The 21,004-nt window shown below is 60.9% G+C and carries 19 protein-coding genes; 10 read left to right on the forward strand and 9 right to left on the reverse strand.

Annotation, left to right across the window (positions count from 1 at the left end; all coding sequences use genetic code 11):
- Positions 1 to 26: 26 nt before the first annotated feature.
- From ACPYOI_RS11030 to fabD, 3 genes are all read right to left on the reverse strand, one after another.
- Positions 27 to 263, reverse strand: a complete 237-nt coding sequence (locus ACPYOI_RS11030) for an acyl carrier protein (RefSeq protein WP_027507378.1) — start codon at positions 261 to 263, stop codon at positions 27 to 29.
- A 283-nt stretch (positions 264 to 546) separates the two neighbouring features.
- Entirely contained in the window at positions 547 to 1,284 is a 738-nt protein-coding gene (fabG, locus tag ACPYOI_RS11035) for a 3-oxoacyl-[acyl-carrier-protein] reductase (protein ID WP_481419004.1), read from the reverse strand.
- 30 nt (positions 1,285 to 1,314) lie between these two features.
- The gene (fabD, locus tag ACPYOI_RS11040) at positions 1,315 to 2,259 is read right to left on the reverse strand and encodes an ACP S-malonyltransferase (protein WP_481419005.1); all 945 of its coding nucleotides are present in this window, start codon (positions 2,257 to 2,259) and stop codon (positions 1,315 to 1,317) included.
- 203 nt (positions 2,260 to 2,462) lie between these two features.
- Here fabD and ACPYOI_RS11045 point away from each other — a divergent pair, with 203 nt between their 5' ends.
- Entirely contained in the window at positions 2,463 to 3,506 is a 1,044-nt protein-coding gene (locus ACPYOI_RS11045; RefSeq protein WP_481419006.1) for an aldo/keto reductase, read from the forward strand.
- 86 nt (positions 3,507 to 3,592) lie between these two features.
- Here ACPYOI_RS11045 and ACPYOI_RS11050 read toward each other — a convergent pair whose 3' ends face one another.
- Positions 3,593 to 5,083: a DUF1254 domain-containing protein gene (locus ACPYOI_RS11050; RefSeq protein ID WP_481419007.1), complete on the reverse strand. Its 1,491-nt coding sequence runs from the start codon at positions 5,081 to 5,083 to the stop codon at positions 3,593 to 3,595.
- Between the two features lie 632 nt (positions 5,084 to 5,715).
- Between ACPYOI_RS11050 and rpsF the strand changes: the two genes are divergently transcribed.
- The 4 genes from rpsF (at position 5,716) to rplI (ending at position 8,179) form a co-directional block, all read left to right on the forward strand.
- Positions 5,716 to 6,174, forward strand: a complete 459-nt coding sequence (gene rpsF, locus ACPYOI_RS11055; protein ID WP_168829067.1) for a 30S ribosomal protein S6 — start codon at positions 5,716 to 5,718, stop codon at positions 6,172 to 6,174.
- Between the two features lie 12 nt (positions 6,175 to 6,186).
- A complete protein-coding gene (gene rpsR / locus ACPYOI_RS11060) occupies positions 6,187 to 6,435 on the forward strand; it encodes a 30S ribosomal protein S18 (protein WP_004680498.1) in 249 nt (82 codons plus the stop codon).
- Positions 6,436 to 6,594: 159 nt separating this feature from the next.
- Positions 6,595 to 7,578 carry a DUF2232 domain-containing protein gene (locus tag ACPYOI_RS11065; RefSeq protein WP_481419008.1) on the forward strand — a complete coding sequence of 328 codons (984 nt, stop codon included), beginning with the start codon at positions 6,595 to 6,597 and terminating at the stop codon, positions 7,576 to 7,578.
- Between the two features lie 19 nt (positions 7,579 to 7,597).
- Positions 7,598 to 8,179 (forward strand): 50S ribosomal protein L9, encoded by a 582-nt coding sequence (gene rplI / locus ACPYOI_RS11070; protein ID WP_168829065.1) that lies wholly within the window; start codon positions 7,598 to 7,600, stop codon positions 8,177 to 8,179.
- 58 nt (positions 8,180 to 8,237) lie between these two features.
- Here rplI and ACPYOI_RS11075 read toward each other — a convergent pair whose 3' ends face one another.
- From ACPYOI_RS11075 to ACPYOI_RS11085, 3 genes are read right to left on the reverse strand one after another with little or no spacing between them, the layout of a single operon-like run.
- Positions 8,238 to 9,302, reverse strand: coding sequence for an HlyD family secretion protein (locus tag ACPYOI_RS11075; RefSeq protein ID WP_481419009.1), 1,065 nt, complete (start codon positions 9,300 to 9,302; stop codon positions 8,238 to 8,240).
- A 15-nt stretch (positions 9,303 to 9,317) separates the two neighbouring features.
- Complete coding sequence (locus tag ACPYOI_RS11080; protein WP_481419010.1) at positions 9,318 to 10,985, reverse strand: MFS transporter; 1,668 nt, start codon at positions 10,983 to 10,985, stop codon at positions 9,318 to 9,320.
- Between the two features lie 10 nt (positions 10,986 to 10,995).
- Positions 10,996 to 11,439 carry a MarR family winged helix-turn-helix transcriptional regulator gene (locus tag ACPYOI_RS11085; RefSeq protein WP_481419011.1) on the reverse strand — a complete coding sequence of 148 codons (444 nt, stop codon included), beginning with the start codon at positions 11,437 to 11,439 and terminating at the stop codon, positions 10,996 to 10,998.
- A 318-nt stretch (positions 11,440 to 11,757) separates the two neighbouring features.
- On the opposite strand from ACPYOI_RS11085, the gene ACPYOI_RS11090 reads away from it, so the two are divergent.
- Complete coding sequence (locus ACPYOI_RS11090; protein ID WP_481419012.1) at positions 11,758 to 13,254, forward strand: replicative DNA helicase; 1,497 nt, start codon at positions 11,758 to 11,760, stop codon at positions 13,252 to 13,254.
- A gap of 304 nt (positions 13,255 to 13,558) precedes the next feature.
- Here the strand turns inward: ACPYOI_RS11090 and ACPYOI_RS11095 are convergent, their stop codons facing one another.
- Positions 13,559 to 14,785, reverse strand: a complete 1,227-nt coding sequence (locus ACPYOI_RS11095) for an alpha-D-ribose 1-methylphosphonate 5-triphosphate diphosphatase (protein WP_481419013.1) — start codon at positions 14,783 to 14,785, stop codon at positions 13,559 to 13,561.
- 284 nt (positions 14,786 to 15,069) lie between these two features.
- Here ACPYOI_RS11095 and alr point away from each other — a divergent pair, with 284 nt between their 5' ends.
- On the forward strand, positions 15,070 to 16,230 hold the full coding sequence (alr, locus tag ACPYOI_RS11100; RefSeq protein ID WP_481419014.1) for an alanine racemase: 1,161 nt from the start codon (positions 15,070 to 15,072) through the stop codon (positions 16,228 to 16,230).
- 5 nt (positions 16,231 to 16,235) lie between these two features.
- Here alr and ACPYOI_RS11105 read toward each other — a convergent pair whose 3' ends face one another.
- Complete coding sequence (locus ACPYOI_RS11105) at positions 16,236 to 16,871, reverse strand: LysE family translocator (RefSeq protein WP_481419015.1); 636 nt, start codon at positions 16,869 to 16,871, stop codon at positions 16,236 to 16,238.
- Positions 16,872 to 17,014: 143 nt separating this feature from the next.
- Between ACPYOI_RS11105 and radA the strand changes: the two genes are divergently transcribed.
- The 3 genes from radA (at position 17,015) to purF (ending at position 20,792) form a co-directional block, all read left to right on the forward strand.
- On the forward strand, positions 17,015 to 18,418 hold the full coding sequence (radA, locus tag ACPYOI_RS11110; RefSeq protein WP_481419016.1) for a DNA repair protein RadA: 1,404 nt from the start codon (positions 17,015 to 17,017) through the stop codon (positions 18,416 to 18,418).
- Between the two features lie 94 nt (positions 18,419 to 18,512).
- A complete protein-coding gene (locus tag ACPYOI_RS11115; protein ID WP_481419017.1) occupies positions 18,513 to 19,130 on the forward strand; it encodes a CvpA family protein in 618 nt (205 codons plus the stop codon).
- A 171-nt stretch (positions 19,131 to 19,301) separates the two neighbouring features.
- Positions 19,302 to 20,792 (forward strand): amidophosphoribosyltransferase, encoded by a 1,491-nt coding sequence (purF, locus tag ACPYOI_RS11120; protein ID WP_481419018.1) that lies wholly within the window; start codon positions 19,302 to 19,304, stop codon positions 20,790 to 20,792.
- Positions 20,793 to 21,004 lie beyond the last annotated feature (212 nt).

Here is a 21,004-nt window from a genome sequence, read left to right on the forward strand (position 1 = left end):
GCCCGCCCTTTGAAAATCACTCAGGATTAAGCCTGAGCCTTTTCGATGAACTTTACTGCGTCGCCGACCGTCAGGATCGAGTCTGCTGCGTCGTCCGGAATTTCCACGCCGAATTCTTCTTCGAACGCCATAACCAGTTCGACCGTATCGAGGGAGTCAGCACCCAGATCGTCGATAAAGCTGGCGCCCTCGACAACCTTCTCGGCGTCGACGCCAAGATGATCAATAACAATTTTCTTTACGCGTTCTGCGATATCGCTCATGTCGGTTTCCTCGACCTTATATCCTGATCAGAATGCCTTCCGGCACCCCTATCCTGTTTCAGCCTTCGGCGCCCTCTGGCACTTTCGGCAAACTCGTTAGCCCGGGCTTCTAAGATGTTCCACGCTGGCAAAAACCCGCCGGTGCCTTGGTTTCCGGGACGACTGTGACAGTCATGGCCCGCTTAACACGGTTTATGTCTGCCGCAAAGCCTGAAAATCAACCCCGTTCGGTTGCTCAACACGCTATTCAACCGAAAAACGCGGACGGCGCCGGTTTTCCGTTTCAGATCATGGCCATGCCGCCGTTTACGTGCAGAGTCTGGCCTGTCACATACGCAGCTTCCGAGGAGGCGAGATAGGCAACGGCCGAAGCCACTTCGGCACCCGCGCCCATGCGCTTCATCGGGATTGCCCCCATGATCGCTTCCTTCTGCTTGTCGTTGAGCTTGCCGGTCATGGCGGATTCGATAAAGCCCGGAGCGACGCAATTGACCGTCACGTTACGGGTCGCGATCTCCTGGGCGAGCGACTTGGTGAAGCCGATCATGCCGGCCTTGGAGGCGCAGTAGTTGGCCTGGCCCGGGTTGCCGGTGACGGCGACCACCGAGGTGATGTTGATGATGCGGCCATAGCGGCGGCGCATCATCGGATGCGTCAGCTCGCGCGTCAGCCGGAACATCGCGGTAAGGTTCACCTCAATGACGCTGTCCCAATCCTCGTCGCTCATGCGCACGAAAAGGCCGTCCTTGGTGATGCCTGCGTTGTTCACCAGAATGTCGACGCCTTCGAGCTCGGCTTCCGCCTTGGCTCCGAGCGCCTTGACCTCGTCACGGTCGGAAAGGTTCGCCGGGAAGATCTTGACGCGATCGCCAAGCTCGCTCGCCAGCGCCTCAAGCTTCTCGACGCGGGTGCCGTGGAGTCCGACGATCGCGCCCTGCTTGTGCAGGATGCGGGCGATTTCCTCGCCGATGCCGCCGGATGCGCCGGTGACGAGAGCCTTGCGGCCGGAAAGATCGAGCATGGGGGCGTTCCTTATATCTGGTGAAACCAATCAGGCCATGAGGGCGGCGACGGCCGCGTCGATGTCGGCAGGCGTATTGACGGCGATGCCGTTGACGGTCTTGTCGATGCGGCGCGCAAGGCCTGTCAGAACCTTGCCGGTGCCAAGTTCATAAAGCGTCGTGACGTTGTTTACAGCAAACCATTCCACGGTTTCGCGCCAGCGGACCTGGCCGGTGACCTGCTCGACGAGCAGCGCCGAGATTTCGCCGGCGTCCGTCACCGGTGCGGCGCGGACATTGGCGATCAAGGGTACGATCGGATCGGACTTCTTCACTCCCGCGAGCGCTTCGCGCATCGCTTCTGCGGCGGGAGCCATCAGCTTCGAGTGGAAAGGCGCGGAGACCGGCAGTAGGATGGCGCGCTTGGCACCCTTGTCGGTCGCAAGGCCCGCAGCTCTCTCGACGGCCGCTTTTTCACCGGAGATCACCAGTTGGCCGCCGCCGTTATCGTTGGCGATCTGGCAGGAGCCGATAGCGGAAGCCTCTTCACATACAGCCAGTACGTCTGCATGCTCGAGGCCGATGATGGCCGCCATCGCACCGACGCCGACCGGAACGGCTGCCTGCATTGCATTGCCGCGAATGCGCAGCAGGCGCGCGGTGTCAGCGAGCGAGAAGGTGCCGGCGGCACAAAGCGCGGAATATTCGCCGAGCGAGTGGCCCGCGACGTAGGATACCTTCGACTTCAGATCGAGACCCTTCGCTTGAAGGACGCGAACGACGGCGAGCGATACCGCCATCAGCGCCGGCTGGGCGTTGGCCGTCAGCGTCAGCGTATCTTCCGGGCCTTCGAACATGATCGCAGAGAGCTTTTCGCCAAGTGCATCATCCACTTCATCGAAAACGGCACGGGCCTCGGCAAAGTTTTCCGACAGTTCCTTGCCCATACCGACGGCCTGGCTGCCCTGGCCGGGAAATGTGAAAGCGACGATCATCTAGTGTCCCTTATTATGTCATTCGGGCGATTTCGCCTCCAATTGACGTTCTTGCAGGGAGAGTCAATAGCCACGGCAGGCTCTCCAAAGCCTTTTGCGGGCATGGAAAGCCACGACTTTTCCCTTGCGCTTGCGGAATTCGAGCCTAAATTCGCGCCGCCCTCCCCGGACACCTCTACTCATTCTGTTTTCAAGGTTTTCTAATGAAGCTCAATAAATTAGGCCGCACTGATATTTCCGTTTCGCAGATCTGCCTCGGTACCATGACCTGGGGCTCGCAGAACACAGAAGCCGAAGCGCACCAGCAGATGGATTACGCCGTCGAGAAGGGCGTCAATTTCTTCGATACCGCAGAGCTCTATCCGACGACGCCCCTCACGGCGGAAACGCAGGGGCGCACGGAGGAATATATCGGCAGCTGGTTCGAAAAGACCGGCAAGCGGAAGGATGTCGTTCTCGCGACCAAGGTCGCTGGCCAAGGCCGCGATTACATCCGCAATGGCCAAGGCGCCGATGCCAAGAATATCAGGCTTGCGCTCGACGCCAGCCTGAAGCGGCTGAAGACCGATTATGTCGACCTCTACCAGATCCACTGGCCGAACCGCGGCCATTTCCACTTCCGCCAGAGCTGGAATTACGATCCTTTCGAGCAGAACCGTGAAAAGGCGATCGCCAACATGGTGGACATTCTCGAGGCGGTCGGTGAACTGCAGAAGGCCGGCAAGATCCGCGCCTTCGGCCTCTCCAACGAAACCACATGGGGCACGCAGAAGTATCTGACGCTTTCCGAGCAGAAGAACCTGCCGCGCGTCGCAAGCGTCCAGAATGAATACAGCCTGCTTTATCGCCATTTCGATCTCGATATGGCGGAGCTTTCGCATTATGAGGATGTCGGCCTGCTTGCCTATTCGCCGCTCGCAGCCGGTCTGCTGACCGGCAAGTATCTGAACGGCGCCAAACCCGCGGGATCGCGCGCCGCGATCAACGGCAATCTCGGCGGACGCCTGCAGCCGCTGCAGGAAGCGCCGACCAAGGCCTACCTGGAGATCGCCGCAAAGCACGGCCTCGACCCCTCCGCGATGGCGATCGCCTTCTGCCTGACCCGCCGCTTCGTGACGTCCGCCATCATCGGCGCGACGACGATGGAGCAATTGAAGGTCGATCTGAGCTCGGTCGATGTGAGGCTTTCGAGCGACGTGCTGGCCGATATCGAGAAGGTGCACCGGCAGTATCCGATGCCGATATGAAGGGGCCTGCATCCGCCTCTCAGAAGATGAAATGCAGTCTGTGACAAGGGCGAGCAACTGCTCGCCCTTTCGTCCTTCAACGCCGGTTATTGAGCCGTAAGCACGGATGCTACGCTGGCCTTGGCAACTGGTGGCGGGTTCCACTTTCCCGTCAGGGCATCAGGCTTGGGTGCGTAGAGCCGCATTGTCAGGTTGAACGGCCCTTCCGGAGTTGGCAACCAGTTCCACTCCTTCTCCTTGCCCGGGCTCTCGCGCTGGAAATAGAGATCAAGCGAACCATCGGGACTGTATTGGAAAGGCATCCAGCTGCTGACAGCGAAGCGGTTGATGGAATTGGCGACTTGAAATCCCTTGTCGTCATATAGCGTCACCGACCAGAAGGCTTGGGCGGGCGGAATCTCGGACTTCTCGAAATGGATCGTGTAGTTGTTCCCGCCATGGAGCGGCTGACCGCTTTCGTCCGCCAGATTCAACGGATAGATGGCATCCTCCGGTAGGTTGGCGCCGAGACCCTGTTGCGCAACGATGGCGCGCTTCAGATAGTAGTTGCCGTAGACACCCATCGTGTCGGTGTTCATCGACCAGCCATTGGCCACACGGGCTAAGGTCTTCACCTTCCAGGCCATCAGTGCCTGGGCGTCCTGAGGAACCGTCTCGAGTGCCTTCTGGACGGCCGGATCGGCTTTGGAGAGATCGAAGCTCTTGCCTGGCTCGATGCCGATCCGCTTCATTCGGGCAATGATCGGCTGATCGGTGATATGCGGAGGATAGACCTTCAGGAGTTCGGCAGCGTAAGCGAAATACGCTCCTGCCGACGCGGTATCGACCTGGGTCTTGGGCGGTGTTTTCATGTCGATTGACTGGTCGATCTTGACGTCGGCCGGTTTTGGCTCCTTGCCCCACTCGGAGAGCAAGGTGATCTTGTAACCGTCCTGAATCTTGTGAACGGCGTCATAGTCTGGCGGTCCGTCGGTCTTCGTCCGGCCGATGACCCAGACGTAGGGCGTCGGCGCATCGATCCTTTGCGTTCCTTCCGGCAGCTTGAATTCATCGAATTTGTCGCGCAGATCAGGCCGCCAGCCGGGAGGTGTAACCAGGAAGTGACCGGCCCCGGTTCCGGTTGTCCGCCAGCCCGGCGCCGCAAACACATCGGTCCACATATCGAGCATGGGCAACAGGTAGTAGCGTCCGCCAGTATCCGGTGCGGAAACGACAACGGGCTCTTTCCTCAAGTCAAGCCAGCCACTGGAATACAGCGTGTCGAAATTCGGGCGGACTACCACCTTCATGTTCGCCGGCGGGAACTCGGGGATGTTGTTGAAGCGATTGGGTGGACCGCCGATGGCGCCTTCTTTGGCTTCGGCGTTAGTCAACTGTTTGCGGGTGATATCCATCGACAGCAGAGGGTAGAAGTAGACGTAGGCGTCCACACCTATCGCATGAGCTTCTTCCTCGGTGATTGCGTCTGCCGCATGCGCGGCGGTGACCGGAAATACTGTGAGGCTTAAGGCCAGAAGAATGAGTTGTTTCAGCTTGCAGAACGACTCCCGGTCGCCAACTGTTCTTGGTGCACGCATCGCATCCTCCCTATTATCAACCTCGGGTGAAGTGGCTACTCTCCAGATAGCGGTATGGTATAGTTGTATTGCTACAGTTGTATGTTCTATTGACCTACGAAACGATGAAATTAGCTTGCTTTTTCTTGGTCGTCGCACGGGTTATACATGAAATAATGACCTTGCGCTAGCTGCAGCAAAGAGCCGACTAAGGCAGCGATCTATTTGAAACGACGCAAAGGCTGCTACTTACAAGTGATTTCAGCTTCCTTCTGGGGGCGATTGGTCGTTAAAAGCGAAACCTCTTCCAAGGATCGCGCCGCTGGATGAAGCCGTCGGTAAAGCGGCGGAGAACCGAGCAAAGCATTCGAATTAAGCCGGGCGCGTTCTTCTCGATTGCGGGTGCTCTTGCCTTCTGCCGAAAAATCCGTATAAGCGCCCCTGTTCTCAAACCCGGTCTTCTGGCTGGTGGCTGAACGGAGGGCCGGTTTCTCTGGAAATCGTTCGGAACGGAAGCGTTCCAGCCTCCCGTGTCTCCGCTCTCGACCGTCTCGGAAACGCTTTTCTTGCCTGGGTCCACCCAATCAGGAGCAGTCGTTGAGGCTTAGCCGCCGAAGTTCGGGTTGAACCAACGCAAGAAAGGCAAAGCTGTCATGGCTCTTTATGAACATGTATTCCTTGCCCGGCAGGATATTTCCGCTCAGCAGGTCGATGCCCTCGTAGAACAGTACAAGGGCGTGATCGAAGCAAACGGCGGCAAAGTCGGGCGTATCGAAAACTGGGGCCTCAAGTCCCTCACCTATCGCATCAAGAAGAACCGCAAGGCTCACTACGCCCTGATGGACATCGATGCACCGGCAGCTGCCGTCCAGGAAATGGAACGCCAGATGCGCATCAGCGAAGACGTCCTGCGCTACATGACGATCGCTGTCGAAAAGCACGAAGAAGGCCCGTCTGCCATGATGCAGAAGCGCGACCGCGACGACCGCGGCCCGCGTGATGGCGCCGACCGTGGCCCGCGCCGCGAATTCGGTGACCGTCCGCCGCGCCGTGACGGCGACTTCCAGCGTGGCCCGCGTCCGGACCGTGCTCCCCGCGAAGACCGTGCATAAGGAGATCTAAGAATGTCTGAAGCTTCCTCCGCTCCGGTCCGCCGCCCGTTCCATCGCCGCCGCAAGACCTGCCCGTTCTCCGGCGCAAACGCTCCGCGGATCGACTACAAGGACGTCCGTCTCCTGCAGCGCTACATTTCCGAGCGCGGCAAGATCGTTCCGTCCCGTATCACGGCTGTTTCGCAGAAGAAGCAGCGCGAACTCGCTCAGGCGATCAAGCGCGCCCGCTTCCTCGGCCTGCTGCCGTACGTCGTCGCCTAATCGGCTGCCGCAATGAATTGAGGGAAGGCAGCGATGCCTTCCCTTCTCCCTTTCGCGATGGGCGCGGATCGGAACCTTTAAAACCCATGTTGAGGCGGGTTTCTCTGAAGTTGATTCAGGAAACATCCTCTAACTGCTTGATGAAGCAGGACAGCGAACGTGAACCGACTGAACTATAAAACGCTGCTGACCGGCGCTCTTGCCGGTGTTACCGCCGCACTTCTGGTGCTCGGCGCGAGCGTTCAATTGTCGTTCAGCGCTGTGCTCTACGCAGCTTCCGCGCTTCCGATCCTTCTCGTCGGCCTCGGCTGGGGCAATGCCGCGGCAATCTCGGCCGTCGTGACGGCTGCCGTGGTCGGTGCTGTCGCCATCTCACCGACCTTCGCGCTGATGATGACGCTGGTAACGCTGCTGCCCGCCGGCTGGATCAGTCATCTTGCCAACCTCGCCCGTCCGGCCTCCGAACTCGGCGGACCTGACCATCTGATGGCGTGGTATCCGCTTTCCGATATCCTGCTGCATCTCTGCGGCCTCGTGACGCTCGCTGTCGTCGTGACCGGCTACATGATCGGCTATGGGCCTGAGCTCATCAGCCAGATGGTCGATACGCTGTTCGGCTCGCTTTCACAGCAGGAGCCGAGTTTCACTGCCGATGCCGCGGCCACCGCGCAGACAAAGTCGCTGCTCCTTCTGATGCTGCCCGCCATTCAGGGCGCGATGTGGGTCACCATGCTGTTTGCGGCCTACTACGTCGCAACGCGCATCGTGAATGCATCCGGCCGCGCCCTTCGTCCGCGGGAGGATATTCCGTCTGCGCTGCGCATGAGCCGCAACGCGATCTTCATCTTTCTCGCCGGCCTTGCCGCCACCTTCTTCAGCGGCGTTCCGGCGATGATCGGAGCAACCGTCGTCGGCACCTTCGGCGCCGGCTTCCTGCTTTCCGGTTTCGCCGCGGTGCATTTCCGCACGCGCGGCAAGGATTGGCGTCTCCCGGCGCTGATCCTCTGCTACCTGGCATCGCTTATCCTGATGTTGCCAGCCTTTTTCATTCTTGTCGTCGGTTTGTCCGATACGCGCAAAACGATCGCATTGACCCCGAGCAAGAATGCCGATGCCCCCAAACCCACAGACAAGCAAATCTAAGACACGAAAGGAAACGAAGATGGACGTCATTCTTCTCGAACGCATCTCCAAGCTCGGCCAGATGGGCGAAACCGTAAAGGTTCGCGACGGCTTCGCACGTAACTACCTCCTGCCGCTCGGCAAGGCGCTTCGCGCCAACGCTGCCAACAAGGCCCGCTTCGAAGCCGAGCGTTCAACGCTCGAAGCCCGCAACCTCGAGCGCAAGTCGGAAGCACAAAAGGTTGCCGACGTCCTCGCCGGCAAGTCGTTCATCGTTGTTCGCTCTGCCGGCGAAACCGGCCAGCTCTACGGCTCGGTCGCTGCTCGTGACGTCGTTGACATTCTGGCTGCCGAAGGCTTCAACATCGGCCGCAACCAGGTTCACCTGAACACGCCGATCAAGGCAATCGGCATCCACAAGGTCGAGCTGCAGCTTCACGCCGAAGTCGAAATCCACGTCAATCTCAACGTTGCTCGCTCTGCCGATGAAGCCGAGCGTCAGGCCAAGGGCGAAACCCTCACCTCGGTCGACGCCATCTACGGTGTTGACGAAGACGCCCTGCGTCCGGAAGACTTCTTCGATCCGGAAGCCGACCGCGGCGACGAGGAAGAAGAAGCATAAGCTTCGCTTCGAGCTTGCTCATACAAAAAGCCCGGCTTCGCGCCGGGCTTTTTCGTTTCTAGTTCTCAGCCACGCTTTTGACGGGTGCAGCGCTCTTGTCGATCTTGACCACGACCGAGAGGCCCGGCGACAGATCCTTGGCCAATTCCTGGCCCGGATCGATGCTGATCCGAACGCCGACGCGCTGGGCAACCTTGGTGAAATTGCCGGTTGCGTTGTCCGGCTTGATGACTGCAAACTCCGAACCTGCTGCCGGCGAGAAGCGCTCGACGCGCCCGGTAAGCCGGCGGTGCTCGAGCGCATCGACGAAGATGGATACGGGCTGACCGATCTGCATGCCATCGAGCTGCGTTTCCTTGAAATTGGCGATCACCCAGACGTCCTCCGGAACGACGGCCATGAGCTGCGTCCCCGACGTCACATATTGACCGACCCGCACGCCGACTTCGCCGAGATGGCCGTCACGCGGCGCGACGATCGAGGTGTTCTGCAGGTCGATCTCCGCTAGATGAACCGCGGCTTCAGCACCGGCAACGTTTGCCTCCAGAGACGAGCGGTTGACGATGATCGTCGCAAGGCTCTGCTTGGACACTTCGAGCGCGGCCTGCGCCTGGTTCAGTGCCGCCTTTGCCTGTTCGAGCGTGGCCTGGGCGGCTTCCGACTCGCTGGCGGACGCGATGCCGCGATTACTGAGGCTGTTGACGCGATCCCAGGCAAGCTGCGCGCGTTTCAAGGCAGCGGTGGCGCTGTCGATCGCGGCCTCGCTCGAGGCAATGGTGGCCTGGGCAGACACTTCCTGCTGATGCGAGTTGGCCAGCGATGCCTTCTGGGCGTCGAGGGCCGCGCGCGACTGGGCGAGCTTCTGCGCATAGATGCGGTCGTCGATCTTCGCGAGCACTTGCGCCTGCTTCACCTGCTCGTAGTCCTTGACCGGCACGTCGACGACGTAACCACTCACCTGGGGGCTCATCAGTGTCACATAACCGCGCACATAGGCGTTGTCAGTCGTCTCGACCGAGGTGACGAATGGCGGCAAGCGCCATGCATAGAGAACCAGCAACACACCGGCGGCACCGGCGAGGAGGACGATCAGGGTGCTCGGCGAGCGAAGGAACTTGAACATGCGAGGTGACTCGGCTCAGGATTGGGCAATGGCGGCGTTCGCTGCCCTCTGCCAAGGCAGGCGCTTCCATGCAAGTTGAAGGAGGAGAACGACAAGCCCTGCGACGCAGGAGACGAAGATGACGTAGAAGGCATCATTGTAGGCGAGCACGTAAGCTTCCTTCGTCACCTGCTGGCTGAGGAGCGACAACCCCTCGGCGTTCAGCAGCGTCTTGTCGATGATCGCCTTCCCGTAGGCGGCAGAGAGTTGCGACACGCGCTGCGCCACGAGGGGGTCGGTGAGCAGTATATGCTCGACCAGCACGTTGGAATGAAACTTCTCCCGGATGGTCACGAAGGTGCCGAGAACGGCAGAAGCAAAAAGCGAGCCGATGCTCTGCGTGAAGAGGAAGATCACGAGGAAGTTGACGATGTACGGTATGCCCTTGGCCAGTGCGGCGGCGAAGCCCTTCGACATGACCGGTGGCAGGAACAACGCCGCACCGGCAGCCACCATAGCTTGGCTAAGATACATTTCGGTCGGCCGCGTCAGACTGGTGGACTGACTGTCGAGATAGGCGCCGGAGGCGATGAGCACGAGCGCCAACACATGCGCCGTTTCCACGTAGCGGGTCACCATCAGGAACGCGCAGAAGAGCCCGCCAACAAGCGATGCCAGCAGGATGATCGCATAAAGATAGATCGTCTGGTCGTTAAGCAGGCCGAGCTGCTGATAGAAGTTCGCCGCCGTCGCCGACTGTTCCGCGGAGACGAAGCGGAAGAGCAGCAGCAGGCCGGCGATCCGCATGTTCGGACCGGAGAAGAGCCAGCGCAGATCGATCATCGGATTCTTGCGCGGCAGTTCGATTGCGAACATCAGCGCCAGCGAACCGACGGCGACGGCAAGCACGGTGCCAAGCCATTCGGCCTCGAACCACCAGTAGAGACGGCCGAGCGTCAGCACGACGGCCAAGCAGCCGAAGCCTACGGCGAGCAGCAGGTAGCTCAGGATATCCAGCCGCTGGATGACCTTGGCGCGCGGCGGCGGAGTCAGCGGCAGCAGGTAGATGACCGGCAGGGCGATCAACGCCAGCCCCATCTCGAAAGTGTAGAGCGCTTCGTATCCGCCGAGCTGCAGCAGCTGAGGTGAGATGATACGGGCGATCGGTGCCGCAAAGAGTGTGTTCATCAGCGCCAGGCTGAGACCGACGGAGAGCTTCTTGTCCGGCGGAAAGGCTTCCAGCATGTAAAGGAAGCCGAGCGTCGAAAGCGGCGCCGCGGCCATGCCGCTGAGAGTGCGCACGACGATCGCCGAATGCAGGTCGGTAATCAACAGGTTCATCAGCGAAGCGACGACAAAACAGATGATGCTGAACTGGGCAAAGCGGCGAAGGCCATACTGCGTGCGGATCTTGAAGAGCCCGATCGTGAGGCTTGCGTAGGGCGCCATATATGCGGCCGACAGCCACGAGATCTCGATAGTGGTTGCCGAGAATGAACCTTGAAGCTGGTAAATGTTCGCCGTTATCAGGTTCATGCCGAGCCCCTGCGTCAGGAAAAACAGCACGGACGAAGCCATATAGAGCGGCACCTTCCAGGCCGGCGGCGGCACTGGTGCGGGAGGGGCAGCCGGCTGTTTCGCCTCGGCCTTTACCGGCTCGCGAGCGGGCGCAGCATTGTCATTTGCCGTCTCGGCGAGGCTCATGCGGGCGTCCTCATTGTCCGCGTACGGCTGCGAGGTTCGCCTGCATAGCGCGGATGACATTCAGAGCCGTCTTAAGATCGTTTTCGGGAATGCCCGCGACGACTCGGGCGCGCACATCCGTAGCAAGATCCTCAACCTCGGCGGCGACTGCCCGGCCCGCCTCCGTCATATAGATTTCCTTCGCACGACGGTCGGAGCCGGCGACGCGGCGCTCCACGAAGCCCTGCCCTTCCATGGCATCGAGAATACGAACCAGCGTCGGCGTTTCGAGTTCCAGCCGCTCGGCGAGTTCCCGCTGGTTGATGCCGTCCTTCCGGTTCAGGGTAAAGAAAACGCGCGCGCGCGGCAATGTCATGTTGTGCTCGCGTACGATCGAAGCGAATGTCGCCTTCAATTTGCGAGTGAATGCAGAGATGTCCTCGAAGAGTTCACGTCCGACATGCTTATTCGACATGTGTTCCTATTTCGCCCCACTTTATTAGTGTGCTAATTATATTTCCTATTCGGGATCTTTTTTCAAGTGCCAAGCTCCGTGGCTTCGGGCTAAAATGCTCAAATTGAGATGCGTTAGTGAGTCGCTATCCCGGCGCTGTGTCCTGTCGATGACACCGGCGGTATTTTCTCCAAGGTGCAGACCTGCGCTGTGGAGAAGTCGAACAATGTGCAAAGCGTTGGCGGACTTACGGCAAGCCACGAGCTGTTGCTGAGTTGCACTTGCATTTGCGCTTGCGAGCCTTCAAATCCGGTGTTGGAAAAGACAGAACGGACCACGATGAACGAAGCCGCGCGAAAGATTGCCGCCGTTGCTCCAGCAGAGCAGCATTACCGCGAAGCACCTAACAATATCGAAGCCGAACAGGCGCTCCTGGGTGCCGTTCTAATGAACAATGACGCCTATTATCGGGTGTCCGACTTCCTGAAGCCGATTCATCTCTACGAGCCGCTTCACCGGAAGATTTTCGAGGTGGCCGGCGACATTATCCGCATGGGCAAGATCGCCAATCCGGTGACGATCAAGACCTTCCTGAAGGCCGACGATAAGGTCGGCGACATGACGATCTCCGAATATCTCGCGCGCCTTGCCCGCGAGGCGGTGACAATCATCAACGCCGAAGACTACGGCCGCGCGATCTACGATCTGGCGCTGCGCCGCGCGCTAATTACTATCGGCGAGGACGTCGTCAACATCGCCTATGACGCGCCGCTCGACATGCCGCCGCAGTCGCAGATCGAAGACACCGAACGCCGGCTCTTCGAGCTCGCCGAAAACGGCCGGTACGATGGTGGCTTCCAGGCGTTCAACGATGCGGTTGCGCTGGCAATCGACATGGCGGCCGCCGCCAAGGAACGCGACGGGGGCCTCTCCGGGATTTCCACCGGCATCCATTCCCTCGACGCGAAGATGGGCGGATTGCAGCGTTCGGACTTGATCGTGCTCGCAGGGCGCCCTGGCATGGGCAAGACCTCGCTTGCAACCAACATCGCCTACAACATTGCCGCTGCCTATGAAGGCGAAGTGCAGGCCGACGGCAGCACGAAGGCGAAGAACGGCGGCGTCGTCGGCTTCTACTCGCTCGAAATGTCGTCCGAACAGCTCGCCACCCGTATCATCTCCGAGCAGACGGAAGTCTCCTCCTCGAAAATCCGCCGCGGCGACATCAATGATGCCGATTTCGAAAAGCTCGTCGCCTGCTCGATGATGATGCAGAAGGTGCCGCTCTACATCGACCAGACCGGCGGCATCTCGATCGCCCAGCTTTCCGCCCGCGCCCGCCGCCTGAAGCGCCAGCGCGGCCTCGACTGCCTGGTCGTCGACTATATCCAGCTGATGACCGGCTCCGGCAAATCCGGCGAAAACCGCGTGCAGGAAATCACGCAGATTACCACGGGCCTGAAGGCGCTGGGCAAGGAACTCAACGTTCCGATCATCGCGCTTTCGCAGCTCTCACGTCAGGTGGAAAGCCGCGACGATAAGCGCCCGCAGCTTTCCGATCTTCGTGAATCTGGCTCGATCGAGCAGGACGCCGACGTCGTGCTATTCGTGTTCCGCGAGGAATATTACGTCAAGAACCTGGAACCGCGCGATCCGGCCGATCCGAAATATGCGGAATGGGAAGCGCTGTTCGAGAAGGTGAAGGGAACGGCCGACGTCATCATCGCCAAGCAGCGTCACGGGCCGACCGGCACGGTAAAGCTTGCCTTCCAGTCGGAATTCACGCGCTTCGCGGATCTCGCCGACCCGTCCTTCATCCAGTACGAGGAACACTGAGGGCCGCGCTTAGCCTCTCACGCTAACCCTCTTTCGCGAGAGGGAGAGGGAACGCAGCCCCGCCATGCGGGCAGCAAGCAATCGTATGCGACGAGGTCATTCCAGACCGGCTTGTGTCTGGATCCTCGGGTCAAGCCCGAGGATGACGAGTATGTGGGACCGGTCGGCGCGACAAAGAGAGCTTGCAACGTACTGAGAGGTTTCTTTGGGCACTTAGGCACAACTTCTCCTTCGTCATCCTCGGGCTTGACCCGAGGATCCAAACACCAGCAATAAGTGCATTCCTTAAAACGCCGGCCCCCTCTCAGTGGCCTGCAGGAGCCGCCCGATAGGCTTCCCGGCCGGCGACCCAGGTGCGTCGTACCGCCGGCGCGGCGCCTTCCGGCCACTCGACCAGCACGAGGTCGGCCCGTTTGCCGACTTCAATCACGCCGCGATCGTGCAACCCGGAAGCGCGGGCCGGATTACCCGACACGAGAGGCCAGAGCGCATGGAGCGGTCCGACCCCGTCGGCCTTGAGCCGTGCCAGGCCGAGCAACATCGCCGGATAATAATAGTCCGAAGCGAGAATGTCGCAGAGGCCCTCGCGGATCATGTCGGCTGCACCGATCGAAGCGAGATGGCTGCCGCCACGCGTCGCGTTCGGCGCGCCGAAGACGATGAAATCGCCGGCGTCGCGGGCGGCCTGGGCCACTCGCCTGTTCATCGGGAACTCGGTGATCCGCGCACCGCGCGCGCGGAAGAAATCGCGCGTTTCGATCTGGCTGTCGTCGTGAGAGAGCATTGGTGCGCCGGCCGCCTGGCTAAGAGCCGCCACCTCCTCGATCACGCCCGGCACCTGCGGTCGGCGCTCCCACATGTCCCGAACGAGCGATACCATGTCCGAAACAGGAATTTTTGCCCGCTTGGCGCGTTCCGCCATCTTCGCGGCGAAAGCCGGCGTTTCCGGATCAACCGCCGGGAAGACCGGATCGAGGTCGAACGGCCGCTCCTGCAACGGCACTGAGGGATGCAGCATCGCCATCGATGTATGATCGTTGAAGGCGACAGAGGGAAGGCGCGGACCGGAAAGCGCCTCGCGGATCAGGTCGACAGCCTCGAAGCAGAAGGTTTCCCAACGCAGTTGCACGCGATTATCCACCGTCAGCCGCGGGGTGAGTGCATCGAGCGCGGAGACGACGGCGCGACCATTTTCCACCGATCGCAGCCCCGGCTCCCAACTCAACGTCAGGGCATGATAGGCCGTCGCAATGCCGTTGGCGGCAAGCTGGCGGTCCGTTTCGAGCATAGCGGCGGCGACAGGGAGCATGGTGCCGGGCCGCGGCATGAGCTGCCGCTCGAAGGCGTCACCGTGGATATCCACGAAGGCCGGCGCGAGGATATGACCGCCGCCTTCAACCACATCCGCCCCGTCGCGCGCGCCGTCGATCGCCGTGATCCGGCCGTCCTCGATACGCACGGAGGCTTGCTCCAGGCGGTCGCCGAAAACCACGGTCGCGCCCTCGATCACAATTGCCGCATTGTTCCGCATCGCCCACTCCATAAAAAGAAGAGGCGCAGCAGCCATGTCACCTGACAGGCCGCGCGCCATCCGGCGCTTCTATCCAGCCGATGTGACAGATTTGAGAAGGTCCCTGTGCAGCCGATGCTTAAGGCGCGCCGGACAATCGGCGCACCGCAGGGCAAGGCACTCCTACCCGGCACATCACCTCTTAAAAGATTGTGCAGCGCGAAGGTTTTTCGCGTACCGGCCTTTTTCCCGTCCAGGAAACGGTTAAGGATCGCAGGACACGTTCCGATGACAAAAGGGCCTCGATGACCGATTTCGACGACGACCTTTCCAACGATTTCGAGAGCGCAGCCGTGCGGCTGACCGTCGATCTCGCAGCCTTGGTCGACAATTGGCGCGATATGGCGCGGCGATCCGGCAAGGCGCGCACCGCCGCGGTCGTCAAGGCGGATGCCTATGGCATGGGGATCGAGGATGCGGGCGAAGCGCTCTTCCTGGCCGGAGCAAGGGATTTCTTTGTTGCGACCGTGGATGAAGGCGTGACCCTGCGCCTTTATGCACCGGAGGCGCGCATCTTCGTTCTCGCAGGTATCTGGCCGGGCACCGAGCGGCGCTTCTTCGAGAACGACCTGGTACCGGTCATCTCGTCCGAAGAGCAGCTTGCCTTCTGGATGGCCGTGCTTTCGGATTACGGCGACTATCCTTGCGCACTGCACGTCGACACCGGCTTCAACCGGCTCGGTCTGCAAATCGACGAGGCGCTGGCGCTTGCAGAGGATGTTTCCCGCCCCGCAAGTTTCGCTCCGGTCCTCGTCATGAGCCACCTTGCCTGCGGCGACGATCCCGCCTCGCAGATGAACAGGCAGCAGCTCGAATCATTCCGCAAGGTTAGCAGCGCTTATGAAGGTATCGAATCAAGCCTTGTGGCTTCCGCCGGTATTTTCCTGGGCGACGACTACCATTTCGACCTAACCCGCCCCGGCATCTCGATCTATGGCGGTGAGGCCGTGAACGGCATGGTCAATCCGATGCGGCCGGTCGCGACCGCGGAAGCCCGGGTGATCCAGGTGCGCACCGTAAGCGCCGGCGAATCCGTCAGCTACGGCCGCGCGCTCCGGCTTACGCGTGACAGCCGGCTCGCCATCGTTTCGGCCGGATACGCGGACGGCTACATGCGCAGCCAGTCGAGCGGCGGCGTGCCTCTCCGGCAGGCCGTGCCGCAGGGCGGTCAAGGCTTCTTTGAGGGCTACAAAGTGCCGGTCGCGGGCCGCATCACGATGGACCTCACCATTTTCGACGTGACGGACCTGCCTGAAAACCTCATCCGTGCCGGCGACTACATCGAGCTCTTCGGCAAGAACATCCTCGTTGACGATGCCGCGCGCGCGGCAGGCACGATCGGCTATGAGATGCTGACCAGCATGGGGCTGCGCCACGAACGGAAATACGTGGCGGAAGACGAATAGTGTCTTCAGCGTGTCGTCAGCGCCAGCCGCACGCCGAGCGCGACGAGAAGAGTGCCAAGCCCGCGATCGAGCCACAGGCCGATCTTCCTGTTGCGTTTGAAGAGATCGGCAAGCCGTCCGCCAGCCAGGATCAGCGGCGGTTCAATGAACGCAGCAACCGCGATGATCAACGCTCCGTGAACGGCAAGCTGCAGCCATGCCGGGCCTGCGCCTTCGACGACGAACTGCGGCAGGAAGGCGAGGAAGAAGATCGCGACCTTCGGATTGAGCAGCGAGACCAGCATGCCCTGACGATAGATCCGGCTCCAGTGCATCGTCTCGCCCGCAGCTTTGACGAAACCGCCCTCGCCGCCTGACCGCAGCGCCTGGATACCGAGCCACACGAGATAGATCGCGCCGATCCACTTGACGGCCGAGAAGGCAAGCGCTGATGCCGCAAGGATCGCCGATAGCCCGAAGGCGGCCAGCAGCACATGCATGCACGCCCCGGTCCAGATGCCGAAAACCGCCGAGAAACCCGCCCGTGTTCCGCTCTTGATCGTATGGCCGAGGATGAATGCCATATCCGGCCCCGGCGAGAGGTTCAGAAGCACGGCAGCCGTCAAAAAGGCGACCCAGTGGGCGAGCGAGTAATCGAGCATAGGCGCATCCATCGTTTGAAGGTCCGATGCTGCCACCGCCACGCCTGATAGGAAAATCATTAGTTTTGATCGGTCGAGCAGGCGATTATCTAGGATAAATCTGATTCGGGCGCATCGGCGCTCATGGACGAAAGCAATCATTGATGGCAAAAGCCCGCACACAATTCATCTGCCAGAGCTGCGGCACGATCCATACCCGCTGGGCAGGCAAATGCGAAAACTGCGGCGAGTGGAACACCATTGTCGAAGAAGATCCCATGGGCGGGATCGGCGGCGGGCCGGCGAGAACGCCGAAGAAGGGCCGCCCGGTAGCGCTCACCGCCCTTTCCGGGGAGATCGAGGAAGCGCCGCGCATCCATACCGGCATCTCCGAGCTTGACCGGGCGCTCGGCGGCGGCTTCGTGCGCGGCTCGGCGGTGCTGGTCGGCGGCGATCCAGGGATCGGCAAGTCGACGCTGCTGATGCAGGCGGCGGCGGCCCTTTCGCGCCGCGGCCACAAGATCATCTATGTTTCCGGCGAAGAAGCCGTTGCCCAAGTGCGGCTGCGCGCCCAGCGCCTCCGCGCCGCCGATACCGATGTCATGCTCGCCGCCGAAACCAATGTCGAGGACATCCTTGCGACGCTCGCCGAGGGCAAGCGGCCGGATCTCGTCATCATCGATTCCATCCAGACGCTGTGGAGCGAACTGGCGGAGTCCGCACCCGGAACGGTCACGCAGGTGCGCACCGGCGTGCAGTCGATGATCCGTTTCGCCAAGCAGACCGGGGCTGCGATGGTTCTCGTCGGCCATGTCACCAAGGACGGCCAGATCGCGGGACCGCGTGTCGTGGAACACATGGTCGATGCAGTCCTCTATTTCGAAGGCGATCGCGGCCACCAGTATCGCATTCTGCGCACCGTCAAGAACCGCTTCGGCCCGACGGACGAGATCGGCGTCTTCGAAATGTCGGACGCGGGCCTGCGCGAAGTCGGCAACCCGTCTGAACTTTTCCTCGGCGAGCGCAATGAAAAATCGCCGGGGGCTGCGGTGTTTGCAGGCATGGAAGGGACGCGCCCGATCCTTGTCGAAGTGCAGGCGCTGGTGGCGCCGACATCGCTCGGTACGCCGCGCCGCGCCGTCGTCGGATGGGATTCCGCGCGGCTTTCGATGATCCTTGCGGTGCTTGAAGCGCATTGCGGCGTGCGGCTCGGCCAGCACGACGTCTATCTGAATATCGCCGGCGGCTACCGCATCGGTGAACCGGCGGCGGATCTCGCGGTTGCGTCGGCACTCGTTTCCTCGCTTGCCGGTATTGCCCTTCCAGCCGATTGCGTCTATTTCGGCGAAGTCAGCCTGTCGGGGGCCGTCCGTCCGGTTGCGCACACCTCTCAGCGCCTCAAAGAAGCCGAGAAGCTGGGATTTTCTGCAGCGCTGCTTCCGTCAGCCTCCGCCGATTTGCCGAAGGGCTCGGCCGGGCGCTGGTGCGAGATCGAAAGCCTGCCGGATCTGGTCGCGCGCATTGCCGGGTCCAAGGCTGCGCTACGAGGTGTGGAAGACGAGGTTTGATCCTTTCATTGCCGCAAACGGTGGTGATATAGGATGCACACGAATGAGGCCCGACTGAGCTGCCGACAGGCGGCGGTCCTGGAGTGGAATTTATATGCCCATTACGATCTTTGACGGCATTGTCATCGGCGTCGTGCTCTTCTCCGCCGTTCTGGCGATGGTTCGCGGTTTTTCGCGCGAGGTACTGTCGATCGCAAGCTGGGCCGGCTCGGCTGCGGCTGCCTACTACCTCTATCCCTATCTCGTGCCTTACGCGAAGAGATACACCGACGACGACCGCATCGCCATCGTCGGCTCGGCCGCCGTGGTGTTCCTGATCGCGCTGATCGTCATCTCCTTCATCACCATGAAGATTGCCGATTTCATCATCGACAGCCGGATCGGCGCGCTCGATCGCACTTTGGGCTTTCTGTTCGGCGCTGCGCGCGGCATACTTCTTCTCGTCGTGGCAGTGGCGTTCTGGAACTGGCTCGTCGATCCCAGTCACCGGCCGGATTGGGTCAACAATGCCAAGTCCAAGCCGTTCCTCGACTCGATGGTCGTGAAGCTGCAATCGGTCCTGCCGGAGGAATTCGCGCAGATGGTGAGAGCCAGCGTGCTTGACAAGGTTCAGCCGCAGGCCGAAAGCACGAATGATAATGCGCCTGCCGCCGAACAGGCGCCCGCGGATGATGCGGCCCCTGCAGGCAGCGCACAGCAGCAGTCGAATTGACGCAGTGTTCAACAGCTTGACCTGCCGCGTGGCAATTGCCATTTGAGCGGGACGTTAATTAAGGTCCGGCCGGGCATTGCGCTCCGCCGGACCTCCGCCGTTTAAAATGCATGCATCCGGCATCATGCTATGGAAGCCGATCCATTCTTGTGAGAGCAAAGGCCCGCATCAATGAACCAGTCCTATCCCTCCACGCTCAGAGATGAACTCGACGGAGATACGCTCCACGAGGAATGCGGCGTTTTCGGAATTCTCGGCCATAGTGATGCGGCGACCCTGACGGCGCTCGGCCTTCATGCTCTTCAGCATCGCGGTCAGGAAGCTGCCGGCATCGTCACCTTCGATGGCCGCCAGTTCCACACCGAAAAGCGCATGGGACTCGTCGGCGACCATTACACCGATCCCGCAACGCTCGCGAAGCTGCCCGGCTTCATTTCCATCGGCCACACACGCTATTCGACGACGGGCGAAGTTGTGCTCCGCAACGTCCAGCCGCTCTTTGCCGAACTGGAAGTCGGCGGCATCGCCGTCGCTCACAACGGCAACTTCACGAATGGCCTGACGCTCCGCCGCCAGTTGATCGCCGACGGCGCCATCTGTCAGTCGACATCGGATACCGAAGTCGTTCTCCACCTGATCGCACGCTCCAAGCAGACCTCCTCCTCCGACCGCTTCATCGACGCCATCCGCCAGATGGAAGGCGGCTACTCGATGCTCGCCGTGACACGCACGAAGCTGATCGCCGCACGCGACCCGATCGGCATTCGTCCGCTCGTGATGGGCGAACTCGACGGCAAGCCGATCTTCTGTTCGGAGACCTGCGCTCTCGACATCATCGGCGCGAAATACATCCGCGACGTCGAGAACGGCGAAGTGGTCATCTGCGAAATCCAGCCGGACGGTTCGATTTCCATCGACGCCCGCAAGCCGGAGGCGCCGAAGCCGCAGCGCCTCTGCCTGTTCGAATATGTCTATTTCGCCCGCCCCGACTCCGTGGTCGGCGGCCGCAGCATCTATGTTGCCCGCAAGAACATGGGCATCAATCTCGCCAAGGAAGCCCCGGTCGAAGCCGATGTCGTCGTGCCGGTTCCGGATGGCGGAACGCCCGCAGCGCTCGGCTACGCCCAGCAGAGCGGGATTCCCTTTGAATACGGCATCATCCGCAATCACTATGTCGGCCGTACGTTCATCGAGCCGACCCAGCAGATCCGCGCCTTCGGCGTCAAGCTGAAGCATTCCGCCAACCGGGCGATGATCGAGGGCAAGCGCGTCGTTCTCGTCGACGACTCGATCGTGCGCGGCACCACTTCGCTGAAGATCGTCCAGATGATCCGCGACGCGGGCGCCAAGGAAGTGCATATCCGCGTGGCGAGCCCGATGATCTATTTCCCGGATTTTTATGGCATCGACACGCCGGACGCCGACAAGCTGCTCGCCAACCAGTACAGCAGCCTGAAGGCAATGTGCGATTATATCGGCGCGGATTCTCTTGAGTTCCTGTCGATCGACGGCCTCTACCGCGCCGTTGGCGGCGAAACCCGCAACAACGACAATCCGCAGTTCACCGATCATTACTTCACGGGCGATTATCCGACCCGCCTGCTCGACAAGGAAAGCACCAGCAATGTGCGCAAGCTTTCCGTTCTCGCCAGCGGCGGCTAAGGCCAGTTAAGGCAGCCCGTCGGCTCGGGGCGAAGGCTGCGTTCTCCCCGTCATTCCTGTGCTTGTCACAGGAATCCAGTCACGGCGCGTCTGCGCCGTGAAAGACTCTCTTAGCGCGCAAGGACTTGCGCGCACTTGGTCCCTGTGACAAGCACAGGGATGAGGGAAGTGAGGCTGGCGCGCACGGCGAGACAAGCCGTTGGGGCTTCTTC

Source organism: Rhizobium sp. SVR5-2C, assembly GCF_056755115.1.